The organism is Pseudomonas sp. RA_15y_Pfl1_P11 (assembly GCF_963970975.1).
In the GTDB taxonomy this organism is placed as follows: domain Bacteria; phylum Pseudomonadota; class Gammaproteobacteria; order Pseudomonadales; family Pseudomonadaceae; genus Aquipseudomonas; species Aquipseudomonas tritici.
Genome location: NZ_CAXAOY010000017.1, coordinates 149,295 through 162,005, shown reverse-complemented (window position 1 = coordinate 162,005; position 12,711 = coordinate 149,295). Strand labels below are relative to the sequence as shown.

The following is a 12,711-nucleotide window of genomic DNA, read 5'->3' as shown; positions in this document are numbered from 1 at the left end:
TGCTGGAAGGCTTCGGCCCAAAAGAAACAAAGCCCTACCACTACCAACTCGACCACCTCGGTACCCCACAGGAACTCACCGCCCCGGATGGCGAAATCGTCTGGTCCGCGCATTACCGCGCCTACGGTGAAATCAGCCGCCTCGACATCAACACAATCGACAACCCACTGCGCTTCCAAGGCCAGTACTTCGACTCGGAAAGCGGGCTGCACTACAACCGCCATCGCTACTACAATCCGGATATTGGTCGCTACCTGACCCCGGATCCGGTGAAGCTGGCGGGTGGGGTTAACGCGTACCAGTACGTGCCCAACCCGACAGGATGGGTGGATCCTTTAGGCTTAAGTGCTTGTCCGGGTGACGGGTGTGAACCAAATGCTCCTTCTGTCCTCCCGATACCTAGCGTCAATGAAGGCGTACCCGCACTACCTCAACTGACGCGAACTGAGCGACAGGCGAGAATAGATAAACTGACAGAGGCAAATGCAAAACGAAAAGTGCTGGACTGGGAGCGGGAGTACGATATGCATACGGTTGAAAAGCATGGTCCAGAGATACCAGATAATGAATTAAGGCAACGATCTATTGATGGAACAAATCCAGCGACGGGAGAGAGAGGTGTCATCAACTCCAGCTCCCAATTTAAATCCTGGAGAATGCAGTTCCACGCTATAAATAAGGCTATGGGCAAGATGCAAGGCGACTCACCATCTCCTACAGCTTTTGATAGAAGCGGAAACCCTGTGGTTGTGGTCGAACTACCTGGAGCCGGACGAGGCTACAAACCTAACGGCAGGGACGTAAACACTCCTAGATACATTGAAAACATGAAAAGAGCGGAAATCAGATTTGATAGAAACAACCCGACTAGACCATTCACCGCATTCCCGAAGTGAGCAGACAATGCTGAAATGCCCATTTATGAACACTCCTTACACCCCTAACATCTCTCACATATTAGGAGCTTTATCGGTATACGACCTTGAAGAAACAGTTGGCAAAGAACTATGGAAGCATGACCCTAACAACAAGAAAGACAGGGAAAAAATCATAATTTCTTTTATCCTGAAAGACCTTATGTATTTTTCATACAGACATCGCTTTATATTAATCTCGACGCTCAGGGATGCACTAGACAATCCCGACTTCGACTTTTCGAAAGAATTTAAAAGCGATTACGACGAATATATAACCATGGCTTGGAATGAAACAGAAATAGCCGATCCCCGTGGCTTCTTCGCCGACATCTATCGGCTTGCCAACGAAGTCTGGAGAGACGATCTACAAAAAGCCAGCCTCGAAGACCAATCAACTTGGTAAACCAAAACCGCTCTCCGAGGCAACACAGCCCATCCTGTGGTGAGCGAGCTTGCTCGCGTTGGGCCGCGCAGCGGCCCCAATCCAGGCAACGGGTTTTTCAGTTAAATCGGCAGTGTCTGTTTTTAGGGCTGCTTCGCAGCCCAGCGCAGGGCAAGCCTGCTCACTACAAAAGCTGACTCACCACCCTTCTTTCAACATCCGCAACTCCAGATGCTGCAACAGCATGATGGTCTTCCCGTCCGCAATCTCTCCGCTTTGCACCATCGCCAGCGCTTGCTCAAAGCCAAGCTCCAGCACCTCGATATCCTCGCCCTCTTCTTCCAGACCGCCACCGCTGCCCACCTGATCCCCCGGTTGATATTCACCGATGAAAAAGTGAATCCGCTCCGTCACCGAGCCCGGGCTCATGAATGCCGCATAAACCTTCTCCACATGCCCCACGCGATAACCGGTTTCTTCTTCCGCTTCCAGGCGAATACGTTCTTCGGGACTGGCATTGTCGAGCAACCCCGCCGCCGCTTCGATCAGGTATCCGTGGTAATCATTGACAAACGTCGGCATCCGAAACTGGCGAATCAACAACACGGTGCGCCGCTCGCGGTTGTACAGCAGGATGGTCGCGCCATTGCCGCGGTCGTATACCTCGCGGGTCTGGGCTTGCCAGCTGCCGTCGCGGCGGCGCAGGTCGAAGCTGTATTTTTTCAGCAGGTACCAGTTTTCCGAGAGTGTCTCTTCTGCGGTGATGCGAACGGGGCTGTTATCCATGATCGGTTTTCTCAAGAAAGTGTCTGCGTTTGTTTGATGCGACCCCAGGCGGCAGCGACTTCTTCTGCGCTTCGGGCTTTGATTCGGGCCAAATCACGGGGGTATTCCACACCGGGATTTTCCGTAAAGCGCGTGGCGGTGAATTGCCCGTTGCTGGCGCGCAGAATATAACCCGTGTCGTCGCACTGCGTTGATGCAAGGAACACAACCCCCGGCGTCACCCACTCCGGCTTGAGTTCATCCGGTTCTTCGGTCACGCCCCACATGCGCGTCTTGGCGACCGGCGAGATCGCATTGTTGCGCCATCTTGCCTGCGCTGTAGGCCACCAGGCCGGTCTGTTCATATTGCGCATACATGGCGCGGTCGGAGGTGGTGAGAATGATGCGCGGCGCAGATGAACGCAGCAGATGCGGCCAGGCGTGCTTGCACAACCAGAGTGGTGCGTAGAGGTTGATATCCATGGCACGTTGCAGGAACGCAACGTCGAGGTCGGCGATGTTCTGGTAACCCACCCAGCCTGCGTTGTGAATCAGGATATCGAGTTGGCCGAATGCCTCGATGGCGTACGCAACCAGTTGTTGGCAGCCCTCGTTCGTGGACAAGTCACCGCCATGGCCGATAACAGTCAAGCCTTCGGCCTGCAAGGCCTCTGCCGCCGACTGCACCACCTAGGCATCGCTGCCTGAGCCGGCGTTGTCGGCGCCGATATCGCTGATCACCACTCGCGCGCCGCCTTGGGCCAGTGCCCGTGCATAGCTGAGTCCCAACCCGCGTGCGCCGCCAGTGACGATTGCGGTTTTGCCTGTGAAATCCATGTGCTTGCTCTCCTGTTCGGCCCCACCCTAACAATCCCTGCACGCATTGTTCAATGCTGTAACACTTTGCAAGCAATCCCCGTGGACGGCTGTCGAATTAATTCCTGCCTGTGTGGGCCATCTGGTAAAAACCCTGCTTCACCTTTTCTCTGGAAACTTCATGCCCTCTCGTTTTTTCTCGCGCCTGAGCCTGCGCTGGTTTCCGCTGTTGTGCATGGCGTTGTTGATCGTCGGCCTGCCGGTGGGGTGCACCGTGCTGCAGCACAAGGAACGCGAACTGGTGTTTCGCATCGAGCCAGGTACCGCCAGCTGGTACAGCGGCTTACCTAAGGCGGTGCAGGAGTTCGAACTCAAACCCGCCAGTTTCAAATCGGGGCAGAACATACATGGCTGGTGGTACCCGGCGGACAAGAAGGACGCACCCGCGATCCTCTACCTGCACGGCGTACGCTGGAACCTCACCGGGCAACTGTTTCGCATCGAGCAATTGCACGCCCTGGGCTACTCGGTGCTGGCCATCGACTACCGCGGTTTCGGCCAGAGCCACGGCGAGCTTCCGTCAGAAACCAGCGTGTATGAAGACGCTCGAATTGCCTGGGAACGCTTCCAGGTGCTGCAACCTGACCCCAGCAAACGCCTGATCTACGGGCACTCCCTGGGCGGCGCGGTGGCCATCGACCTGGCCGCCGAGTTAGGCAAACAAACACCACTGCCAGTTCGCGGCTTGGTGATTGAATCCACCTTTACCTCGCTGGCAGATGTAGCCACGGCGGTGGCCAATAGTTCGTTGCCGGTGCGCTGGCTGCTGTCGCAGAAATTCGACTCCATCGACAAGATTGCCGATATCCATATGCCGTTGCTGGTGGTGCATGGCCTAGACGACCGCTACGTGCCGCCGCGTTTCAGCCAACAATTGTTTGAAGCCGCCCAGGAACCCAAACGGCTGTTATTGGTACCCGGCGCCAGCCATAACAACAGCATGAGCCTGGGCGGTCGCAGTTATGGCCAGGCGTTGGACAAACTGATGCAAGCGAAGATGCCACCCCAGGTTGTCACGCACGCCACAGGCCGCAACGGCGAGTCTTGAAAACACATTCCGGCACTGGATTCGCGCTTGCCTGTCAAGCGCAAACCCAGCCCATGCTGGGCCAAGTCAGAAGTTGATCAAATATTGATCTTGGCTTAAATCGCCAACCCTGTCGGGGCTTCGCAAAGTTATCCACAGAGATACCCACGGTTTTCGTGGACAACTCTTTTCATATTTTTACGTTTTTTTTGCTCAATAAAAGTTTTCTGGAAATGTGCCGGGCAACAAAATCTCGCGATTCACATCGCGTATATCGTTATACCCACACAGCGCCATCGACACGTCCAACTCACGGGCGATGATTTCAAGTGCCTTGGTCACGCCCGCCTCGCCCATCGCACCCAGGCCATACAAATGCGGCCGACCGATCATGGTGCCTTTTGCACCCAACGCCATCGCCTTAAGCACGTCTTGGCCAGAACGAATGCCGCCGTCGAGCCACACTTCAATACGCTCTCCCACCGCCTCCACGATTGCCGGCAGTTGGCTGATGCTCGACGGCGCGCCATCCAGCTGGCGACCGCCGTGATTGCTCACCACGAGTGCATCGGCGCCGGAATTCGCGGCCAGGCGCGCATCTTCTCCATCGAGAATGCCCTTGATGATCAACTTGCCGCCCCAGCACTTCTTGATCCACTCCACATCGTCCCAGCTCAGGCGCGGGTCGAATTGCTGGGCCGTCCAGGAAGACAGTGAACTCATGTCCGCCACACCTTTCACATGCCCGACGATATTGCCGAAACCACGGCGCTTGGTGCCCAGCATGCCCATCACCCAACGCGGCTTGGTGGCCATGTTGAGGATATTCGGCAGGGTCAGCTTGGGCGGTGCCGAGAGGCCGTTGATCAAGTCCTTGTGGCGTTGCCCGAGGATCTGCAGGTCGAGGGTCAGCACCAACGCATCCACGCCGGCAGCCTTGGCGCGCTCGATCAAGTGTTCGATAAAAGCGCGATCGCGCATCACATACAACTGGAACCAGAACGGCTGGCCGACGTGTTCAGCGATGTCTTCCAGGGAGCAGATGCTCATGGTCGACAAGGTGTAGCGCAGGCCAAACGCGGCAGCCGCGCGGGCGGTCAGGATCTCGCCATCGGCATGCTGCATGCCGGCCAATCCGGTCGGCGCCAGCGCCACCGGCATGGCCATGTCCTGGCCGATCATGCTGGCACGGATCGAGCGCTCGTCGATATTGCGCGCCACCCGCTGGCGGAATTTGATGCTGGCAAAATCGCTTTCATTCGCCCGGTAGGTGCTCTCAGTCCAGGAGCCGGAGTCGGCGTAGTCGTAGAACATCCGTGGGACACGTTTTTGCGCGAGCTTGCGTAAATCTTCGATGGTTGTAATCAACGACATCTAAGTCACCTCTCCCTGAACTGAACACTGAGAGTAACCGCCCATCGGCTGCTCAACCAGCCATTGCGTTTATATCGGCACACGCATAATCTTGCATAAACCCGCAAAATGACGCAAAACCATGCACGACACTCATCAAGCCATTGACCTGCCTTCTTTGCGCAAACAGAAGATCCTGTTGTTGCTGGAACGCGACGGCAAAGTCACCGCCTCGGAATTGGTGGACCACTTTGCCGTATCCCAAGACACCATCCGCCGGGACCTCGGCGAACTCGCCGCCGCCGGCCTGTTACAACGCGTGCACGGCGGCGCCCTGCCTCGGCCCAAGGACACTGGCAAAGACTTTTTCACCCGCGTTGGCGAAACCAACGAGGCCAAGCGCCGCCTCGCCCGACTGGCGGCCGACCGCGTGCAAGATGGCCAGATCGTGCTGTTCGATTCCGGGTCCACAACGCTGCAGATCGCGCAGTCATTGCCCCGCTCGATTCGCCTGACCGTGGTCACAACGTCGCCCTTGATCGCCATCGCATTGGCCGACCACCCCGATGTAAAAGTGATCCTCACCGGTGGCCAACTCAACCCCGCGACGCTCTCCACCAACGGCCACGAAACTGTGCGCCTTATCCAAAGCATAAAGGCCGACCTGCTGTTTACCGGGGTGTGCGCGCTGCATCCGCAAGTGGGCATCAGCTCGCTGCACTTTGATGAAGTGGCGGTCAAGCAAGCCTTGCTCGACAGCGCCTCCCATGTAGTGGCGGTGACCATGGCGGACAAGCTCGGTGCGGTGGAGCCCTTTGTGGTGGCGCCCTGCAGCCACATTCATACGCTGATTACCGAATGGCATGTGCCGAGTATGGAGGCGTATGAGCAGTTAGGCTTGGAAGTGTTGCGAGTAGAGGTCGAGTAGGGACAAGGCGTCGGGCGTCGCATGCCCGCTGGCGGTATTGTCGAAGATGCACCCCGTGGGAATGCCGGCGTTGGTAGCCTGAACCAATGCCTGCGCAAATGCCTGCACTCGCTCAGGGCCATAAGCACTGTGATAGATACGCGGTGATCCATACAGGCGCCAATAAATCACGCCCCGCCAACCGCCGGGCACGCCGCCGGTTTCAATCACAGCAGGATCAGCGGCAACCCTGCCAATTTCAAAATCCTGCAACATTACCTCAGCTGCGAGCCAGGTAGCGTAACGCGGCTCAAGCACCCGCATCCCACAAAAAGCGACGTGGTTAAAACAGCACCGGCGCCGCATCACGCATGAAAATCTCGATGGTTTTAGGTCCTACGCCGTCGAATTCCCCGAGGCGCTTTTCAAACGCCTGGCGGTCTTTACTGGCACTGCGCATCTGGGTGAGCTTGCCAGCGTACTCGGCATTCAGCTTGGCGCTGAGGTCCAGCAAGCGCTGCGCGGTGGTTTCGTCGTAACGCACGTAGTGAGCACGCCCTAACATGACGACCAATTCCCGTGAAGTGCAGTGCTGCAACTTGCGTGCAGTGTCGCGACCTTGTTCTTCAACGATCACCTTGTAGGCCTGCGCAGCGATTGGCGCCTGAATCCGCTTGCCCATCAAGAAGCTGGCGATAAACCATTTGAACAGGCTCGCGTCATCGTCAGGCTTGAGCTCGATGCCCAACTCAGACGCGGTAATCGCCCGAGCCATGGCTAGTGCCCCAACTTGCGCTCGGCTTTGTCGGCCTGCTCGTTAATCGCATCGGTCTGGCGCTCAGTCTCTTTGATCGAAGTCGGTGTCAGCACTTTATCGACGGTTTCGGTCTTGGGGTTCGGACGGTCCAGGGTCTGCCCCTTGGATGGCTGTTCAATGCCTTTCTGCACGTTTTCCGAGCTGATCGGGTCTGGGGTTTTGTCAGCGTTTTTGTGATCGGTCATGGTCAATCTCCTGGCAGTTTCAGCCCGCAAAAATCCGCGGACACCTAAGCAGCAGAGGCCACTGAATTTCGATAGTTCAAGAATTCAACCGGGCACGGCCACTGGCGAAATAAGCGCGAATTAAATTAAACCTTTTGCACAGCCACCCCCTCAACACTCAGGTAACGGCATCACGCCACCTTTAAGGAGCCACACCATGACTACTCAGTTAATGAAACAAATGGGCCTGACCTTCGTACTGGTTGCAGGCTCAATTTCGACCGCCATGGCGGCAACGTCCAATAGCTTTGTCGACAATGCGGCCGAAGGTGGCATCACCGAAATCGAGGCGGGCAAGCTGGCCCTGCAAAAGAGCAGTTCGGCTGATGTGAAGACCTTTGCCCAACACATGGTGACTGAACACACCAAGGCGAATCAGGAACTGGCGACCCTGGCTAAAAAGCTCGACATCGAAGTACCGGATGATGCTGCCCTGACGGATAAGGCTAAGAAAGCCATCCTGGAAATGCGCGACGAATCGTTTGACGAGGCCTACGCCAACAATCAGGTCGCCGCCCATGAAAAAACCGTCGAGCTGTTCAAGAAAGAATCCATGTCTTCGGACAATGCTGAGTTGAAGGCCTTCGCCACCAAGACTCTGCCAACCCTTGAAGCTCACCTGAAGGCCGCCAAGGATCTGCAAGCCAAATACGCCAAGTAACCCCACGACTCAGGAGGCACTCGAACATGAGTTCGCAACTCAACGGCAAGAACATCCTCATCATCACCTCCAACACGGGTATCGAACGCGATGAACTGCTTAAGCCCCTGGAAGCGCTGCGCGGTTTTGGCGCTACGGTGACCCATGGATCCAGTGAGGGCGGCACCACCCAGACGTTTGTCGGCGACACCGAAAAGGACCGCACCGTAGAGTCGGACGCCAAGCTGTCCGAACTGTCCGGGGCGGACTTCGATGCCCTGGTAATCCCCGGTGGCACCGTCAATGCCGACACCTTGCGCCAGGATGCAGCTGCCTTAACGTTGATCAACGAATTCGTCACGGCGGGTAAAACCGTGGCGGCGATCTGCCACGGCCCATGGGCTCTGATCGATGCGGGCGTGATCGAGGGCAAGACCCTGACCTCGTATAAGAGTGTGCGCACCGACTTGGTCAATGCCGGCGCGGCGGATTGGGTCGATGCCGAGACCAAGACGTGCACAGCCAATGGCTGGACGCTGATTACCTCGCGCACGCCGGACGACTTGCCGGCGTTCAACGGCACGATTGCCAAGGCTGTCGCAGGCTGAACAGGTGGCTTTGAACGCAAACAGGCGCCCAATGGGCGCCTGTTTTTTTACCTCTGTTTTAGCCTCGATGCTGCTCGGGCATCTCACGTTTCGGCCCGAACATTGCCCATGCAATCAACCCAAACAGCGGCACAAAGATCAGGATTATCAGCCACAACCCCTTAGTCTCCCAGCCACTCGTGCTGCGCAACACAACGTTAATCGCCCACAGCTCTGCGAGCAGCAAAATCACCGCCAAACCGATCCAGATATATTCTAATTGCATGAGTCACCTCCTGAGGTCTTGTGCATTAGGTCAAGCATCGGCGCTGAGGGTTCATTTAAATTACCTGCAACGGCTAATACGCCCGCCATTCATGGTGGAAGAAGAGATTCTGTACCCGGCATTCAGAAAGGCCGGCGGCAAGGAACAGGACATCATGTACCACGAAGCCAAGGAAGAGCATCGCACCGTCGATTCTCTGGTGCTGCCTGACTTGAAGCAGACTGAGCCTTCGACAACCGAGTTTTCCGGCCGCGTCAAAGTGGTCAAGGCGTTGCTGGACCAGCATATCGTCCCAACGGATTTTGCTTATCGTCGGCCTCTCAGCCTTTGGCGATAACCCCGAGCCTGCCGCTAACGCCTTGACTGGCGACAGCGACGCCGGTTCAGCCCTGCCGCCTGGGACCTACCCCAGCAGCCCCTCAGACAGCGACAAAAAAACCAAAGCCACCGACAAACCGCCGAGCAAGCGGGCCAAGCCCGCCGATAGCCATAGAGACAGCCAGGAAGCACCCCGCACAGGCAGTTGACGGTTCATCCGTGACCGGTGACGGGTGCTTGGAGTGAAGCGGAAAAGGCTCGACCATAGGCGACGCCTTACCGGCGGACGACGCTCACACCCGACCTCCTTGATCGGCATCGCGCCTTGATGCAGATCAAGGCAGAGCTGTTGGGAGGCGCTCGGCAGCCGCTCAAGGCACCGGCAACCACCCACTGAAGTCACACGACGCTTTCAACGGGCTCCAGGCAAAATCCCAGGGTGGCGGTGGCAGCGCCGGGTGCTCGGTCCCGGTACGCTGAGCGTGTTTCCAATCGAAAACCCGCGACGACTGCCAGGCCAGGACCACACCCTGGGCCTGGCTTTCGTCCGTATTGACCCAGCCCGCGGCCGCCGCCGCCATGAACGCCTCGATCGGCTCATCATCGATCTGCGCCCCATAGACCGAGCCCAGCAGCCAGCGGCAGACATTCAAGTGGTAGGTCCAATCCAGCGGCGGCCGGTTGCGATAGGCCCAGGTCATGAAGCTGCGAAACAGGTTGAGGCCCTCGGGCGGGTCGAGTTTGAGCAGCGCCGGGCAGATATCGAACAGGGTGTGCCAATAGGGCAAAAGGCGCGCATCCAGATGCACGAAGTTACGCGAATTACTGGGGTATTCAGGCGGAACAGGTTCCGCGCGCAGGCGACGGGACGCCTTGCTGACCAGGCGGCTGGCGCCTGCGGGCAGTAGGAGGTTCATGAAACGCACTCACAGTCATGACGATGGAACGCCTCCTGGTTTCAGGAGGCCCCGGGGCGGACGTCAGAATGCAGGTGAAGCGCGGGGGTTCGCCGAGGGCCAGGAATAACGCGGCGGCGCCTTGTTGCGTCGTTCATGGGTCGGACGTGGCGTTCGTCCCAGGCCTAACAGCCAGGCCAGGCCGACCAGAAACACCAGCGCAAGCGTCAACGCATTGCAAACTGGGCAAGCAAAGTAGTTCGAGATGTTGCTGGAAGACGGGCTGCCCAACCCTTTGTCGGAAACTGGCGCCTGGCTGCCATCCACCGAACAGAACGCCCCGCCGACGCCATTGAGTGTCTGGCCCATCATCTGTCCATGACCCAAACCGCAGACGAACAGGTTCATCAGCATGCAAAAGTACAGGGCCCAGGCGATCAGTGAACGGTCGGGGTGGGTCAATTTCATGGCGGCGACTTTACCACCAGAGCCACAAAAGGATGAAGCACGGCACGCCCCTGTGACAGAACGTCGCAGATTACGTGTCGCCGCCAGGGTTGGTAGACTTGGCGCCCTCCTCCTTTACTCCTTTTCAAAGCCTGATGTGTAGATCCAGAGCAATGCAGGCGTTTCACAGGACGCACCGTCGATGAGTACGCTATTCACCCGCCGCAAAGTGCTGACCGGCATGGGCCTTCTGGGCCTGGGCAGCCTGCTGGGCGGCTGTGACTACAGCCCCAAGCTGAACTTCAAGTACGGCAAGGACTTGAGCGACAAGATCATGGGTCGCACCTTCAGGCTCAAGAACACCGCCGGCGAAACCGTCACCCTCAGTTCGTATCGTGGCCTGATGCCGGTGGTGTTCTTTGGTTTCACCCAGTGCCCGGCCGTGTGCCCGACCACCCTGGCGCGTGCCGCCCAGGCCAAGAAGCTGATGGGCCGCGACGGCGAAATCATGCAGGTGGTGTTTATCACCCTGGACCCGGAACGCGACACCCCCGAGATTCTCGACAAGTACGTCAAGGCCTTCGATCCCAGCTTCGAAGCGCTGTATGGCACCCCGGAAGAAATCGCCGTGGCCGGCAAGGAATTCGGCATCTTTTATGAAAAGATCCCCGCCGGCGACACCTACACCCTGTCCCACACCGCCACCAGCTTCGTGTTCGATACCCGTGGCAACCTGCGCCTGGGCCTGCGGGCATCCCTTACCGCTAAAGAGTGCGCAGAAGACCTGCTCACCGTCATGGAGGTCTGCTAATGACTGCCGTTCAACACCTCAAACGCCTGACGTTCGGCCTGACCCTGCTCGGCCTCGCAGCGCACGCCAGCGCCCAGGTGCAAGTGACCGACGCCTGGGTGCGCGCCACCGTGCCGGGCCAGCCTTCCAGCGGTGCGTTCATGACCGTCACGGCCGACAGCGACAGCCAACTGCTGAGCGTGGCCTCGCCCGGGGCCAAGGACGTGCAGATCCATGAAATGAGCATGAAGGACGACGTGATGCGCATGGGCCCGGTGGATTCGGTGGCACTGCCTGCCGGCAAAGCCGTGACCCTCGACCCCAACGGTTACCACGTGATGCTGATGGGCCTGACCGGCCAGATCAAGGAAGGCGACCAGGTGCCGCTGACCCTCACCGTGCAAAATGCCAAGGGTGAAAAGCAGACTGTCGACGTCAACGCCAAGGCGCGTGGGCTGGATGGCATGGACCATGGCCATATGGACCACAGCAAGATGCATTGATGGAAGACCGTAGGCGCGGGCCTGCTCGCGCCTACGGAGAATGACGGTTTAGTCCACGATAAACAGCTTCGCCCCGACGCCCGTCGATGAGCGATGCCCTTCCATGTCATTGCCCACCTGGTAACTCATTCCAGCTGTCAGGGTGAACTGGCGGCCATCTTCCAGCTCCGTGTGCAACTCGCCTTCAAGGCACAACAGCACATGCCCGCGCCAGCACCAGTGATCCGCCAGGTAGCCGGGCGTGTACTCAAGCGAATTTGGCGAGAGCACTACGCCGCCGCAGGTCCAGGGTGAATCAATCTACCCAGTGATTGCGCGGTTGCGCACGGCTTTTCGGTCGATGTGATGAACATTGGCGCTGTCGAGCTCCGGCGAGGCTGCGAAGGCGGCAGCATTGCCAACATTTTCGTCGCCTGACACACCGGCAAACCAGCCCCCACATCGGGAACCGTGCTCAGTCAGGCGCTCAGCCGTTTTGTCATCGGGATGCACGCTAACGCTAACCCCGAGGGCGAGTGGTAAATCGCCTGCTTGTCCCCCACGTAGCCGCAGGCTCGATAGAACGTCGCTGCGTTCAACGTTGCATCCAGCACCACGGTTTCAATCTCCAGCTCGCGCGCCACGCTCTCAAGGTGATTGAGCATCGCCTTGCCATACCCACGCCCGGTGAATTCGGGCAGTACAAACAGCGCGCCCACTTCGTTGTTGTCCAAGTCGAGCATGCCAGTGGCTACCGCCTGACCGTTTACCTGCCCCAGGTAAAACAGTTTATCCATCAGCACGCCGTAGCCATCCTCGGCCTTTCCCCTCGTCCACAGCATCATTTGGTCGCGCGTGTAAGCGCCGATGCACTGGCTGCGGATGGCCTGCAAACGGATGTCGAACGCCACCTGCGCATCCTCCGGGGTAGCCCGTTTTATCTCCAGCATTTCACTCTCCCTCCATAATCCGCCGTCTTCGCAGCCTCGCTAAAGCT

17 protein-coding genes and 3 pseudogenes are annotated in these 12,711 nt (G+C 58.0%); 9 read left to right on the top strand and 11 right to left on the bottom strand.

The annotated features are described in order from the left end of the window. Together AACY44_RS21025 and AACY44_RS21020 are read left to right on the top strand one after the other, a co-directional pair. A partial coding sequence (locus AACY44_RS21025) for an RHS repeat domain-containing protein (protein WP_339530973.1) occupies nt 1–896 on the top strand: 896 nt, incomplete at its 5' end. Nucleotides 897–921: 25 nt separating this feature from the next. Beyond that, a complete protein-coding gene (locus AACY44_RS21020) occupies nt 922–1,320 on the top strand; it encodes a hypothetical protein (RefSeq protein WP_339421279.1) in 399 nt (132 codons plus the stop codon). A 177-nt stretch (nt 1,321–1,497) separates the two neighbouring features. Here AACY44_RS21020 and AACY44_RS21015 read toward each other — a convergent pair whose 3' ends face one another. Next, nucleotides 1,498–2,085, bottom strand: coding sequence for an NUDIX domain-containing protein (locus AACY44_RS21015; protein WP_065872219.1), 588 nt, complete (start codon nt 2,083–2,085; stop codon nt 1,498–1,500). An 11-nt stretch (nt 2,086–2,096) separates the two neighbouring features. Beyond that, a pseudogene (locus AACY44_RS21010) lies at nt 2,097–2,901 on the bottom strand (SDR family NAD(P)-dependent oxidoreductase). 160 nt (nt 2,902–3,061) lie between these two features. On the opposite strand from AACY44_RS21010, the gene AACY44_RS21005 reads away from it, so the two are divergent. Then, complete coding sequence (locus tag AACY44_RS21005; RefSeq protein ID WP_339421277.1) at nt 3,062–3,988, top strand: alpha/beta hydrolase; 927 nt, start codon at nt 3,062–3,064, stop codon at nt 3,986–3,988. A gap of 192 nt (nt 3,989–4,180) precedes the next feature. On the opposite strand, the gene AACY44_RS21000 is transcribed toward AACY44_RS21005, so the two are convergent. Beyond that, nucleotides 4,181–5,341 (bottom strand): alpha-hydroxy acid oxidase, encoded by a 1,161-nt coding sequence (locus tag AACY44_RS21000; RefSeq protein ID WP_339421275.1) that lies wholly within the window; start codon nt 5,339–5,341, stop codon nt 4,181–4,183. 121 nt (nt 5,342–5,462) lie between these two features. On the opposite strand from AACY44_RS21000, the gene AACY44_RS20995 reads away from it, so the two are divergent. After that, entirely contained in the window at nt 5,463–6,248 is a 786-nt protein-coding gene (locus AACY44_RS20995; RefSeq protein ID WP_339530971.1) for a DeoR/GlpR family DNA-binding transcription regulator, read from the top strand. On the opposite strand, the gene AACY44_RS20990 is transcribed toward AACY44_RS20995, so the two are convergent. From AACY44_RS20990 to AACY44_RS20980, 3 genes are all read right to left on the bottom strand, one after another. Continuing rightward, nucleotides 6,213–6,503 carry a DUF72 domain-containing protein gene (locus AACY44_RS20990; RefSeq protein WP_339421271.1) on the bottom strand — a complete coding sequence of 97 codons (291 nt, stop codon included), beginning with the start codon at nt 6,501–6,503 and terminating at the stop codon, nt 6,213–6,215. The genes AACY44_RS20995 and AACY44_RS20990 overlap by 36 nt on opposite strands. A 67-nt stretch (nt 6,504–6,570) precedes the next feature. Further along, nucleotides 6,571–7,002 carry a DNA methylase gene (locus tag AACY44_RS20985; protein WP_339421269.1) on the bottom strand — a complete coding sequence of 144 codons (432 nt, stop codon included), beginning with the start codon at nt 7,000–7,002 and terminating at the stop codon, nt 6,571–6,573. A gap of 2 nt (nt 7,003–7,004) precedes the next feature. Continuing rightward, nucleotides 7,005–7,229, bottom strand: coding sequence for a hypothetical protein (locus AACY44_RS20980; RefSeq protein ID WP_339421267.1), 225 nt, complete (start codon nt 7,227–7,229; stop codon nt 7,005–7,007). A 196-nt stretch (nt 7,230–7,425) separates the two neighbouring features. Between AACY44_RS20980 and AACY44_RS20975 the strand changes: the two genes are divergently transcribed. Beyond that, nucleotides 7,426–7,929 (top strand): DUF4142 domain-containing protein, encoded by a 504-nt coding sequence (locus AACY44_RS20975; protein WP_339421266.1) that lies wholly within the window; start codon nt 7,426–7,428, stop codon nt 7,927–7,929. A 26-nt stretch (nt 7,930–7,955) separates the two neighbouring features. After that, nucleotides 7,956–8,516 carry a type 1 glutamine amidotransferase domain-containing protein gene (locus tag AACY44_RS20970; RefSeq protein ID WP_339530970.1) on the top strand — a complete coding sequence of 187 codons (561 nt, stop codon included), beginning with the start codon at nt 7,956–7,958 and terminating at the stop codon, nt 8,514–8,516. A 58-nt stretch (nt 8,517–8,574) separates the two neighbouring features. Here AACY44_RS20970 and AACY44_RS20965 read toward each other — a convergent pair whose 3' ends face one another. After that, entirely contained in the window at nt 8,575–8,781 is a 207-nt protein-coding gene (locus tag AACY44_RS20965) for a PLDc N-terminal domain-containing protein (protein ID WP_049712903.1), read from the bottom strand. Here AACY44_RS20965 and AACY44_RS20960 point away from each other — a divergent pair. Further along, a pseudogene (locus tag AACY44_RS20960) lies at nt 8,780–9,070 on the top strand (hemerythrin domain-containing protein); the annotation flags it as partial. The gene AACY44_RS20965 and the pseudogene AACY44_RS20960 overlap by 2 nt on opposite strands. A 400-nt stretch (nt 9,071–9,470) precedes the next feature. Here the strand turns inward: AACY44_RS20960 and AACY44_RS20955 are convergent. Continuing rightward, nucleotides 9,471–10,016 (bottom strand): putative natural product biosynthesis protein, encoded by a 546-nt coding sequence (locus AACY44_RS20955; RefSeq protein ID WP_339421264.1) that lies wholly within the window; start codon nt 10,014–10,016, stop codon nt 9,471–9,473. 63 nt (nt 10,017–10,079) lie between these two features. Further along, nucleotides 10,080–10,463, bottom strand: coding sequence for a DUF2946 domain-containing protein (locus AACY44_RS20950; protein ID WP_339421262.1), 384 nt, complete (start codon nt 10,461–10,463; stop codon nt 10,080–10,082). 181 nt (nt 10,464–10,644) lie between these two features. Here AACY44_RS20950 and AACY44_RS20945 point away from each other — a divergent pair, with 181 nt between their 5' ends. Together AACY44_RS20945 and AACY44_RS20940 are read left to right on the top strand one after the other, a co-directional pair. Further along, on the top strand, nt 10,645–11,253 hold the full coding sequence (locus AACY44_RS20945) for an SCO family protein (protein WP_339530969.1): 609 nt from the start codon (nt 10,645–10,647) through the stop codon (nt 11,251–11,253). Then, entirely contained in the window at nt 11,253–11,735 is a 483-nt protein-coding gene (locus AACY44_RS20940; protein ID WP_339421259.1) for a copper chaperone PCu(A)C, read from the top strand. The genes AACY44_RS20945 and AACY44_RS20940 overlap by 1 nt, the downstream gene beginning before the upstream one ends. A 48-nt stretch (nt 11,736–11,783) precedes the next feature. Here AACY44_RS20940 and AACY44_RS20935 read toward each other — a convergent pair. Then, a pseudogene (locus AACY44_RS20935) lies at nt 11,784–11,987 on the bottom strand (DHCW motif cupin fold protein); the annotation flags it as partial. 206 nt (nt 11,988–12,193) lie between these two features. Further along, complete coding sequence (locus AACY44_RS20930; RefSeq protein WP_339421258.1) at nt 12,194–12,664, bottom strand: GNAT family N-acetyltransferase; 471 nt, start codon at nt 12,662–12,664, stop codon at nt 12,194–12,196. Nucleotides 12,665–12,711 lie beyond the last annotated feature (47 nt).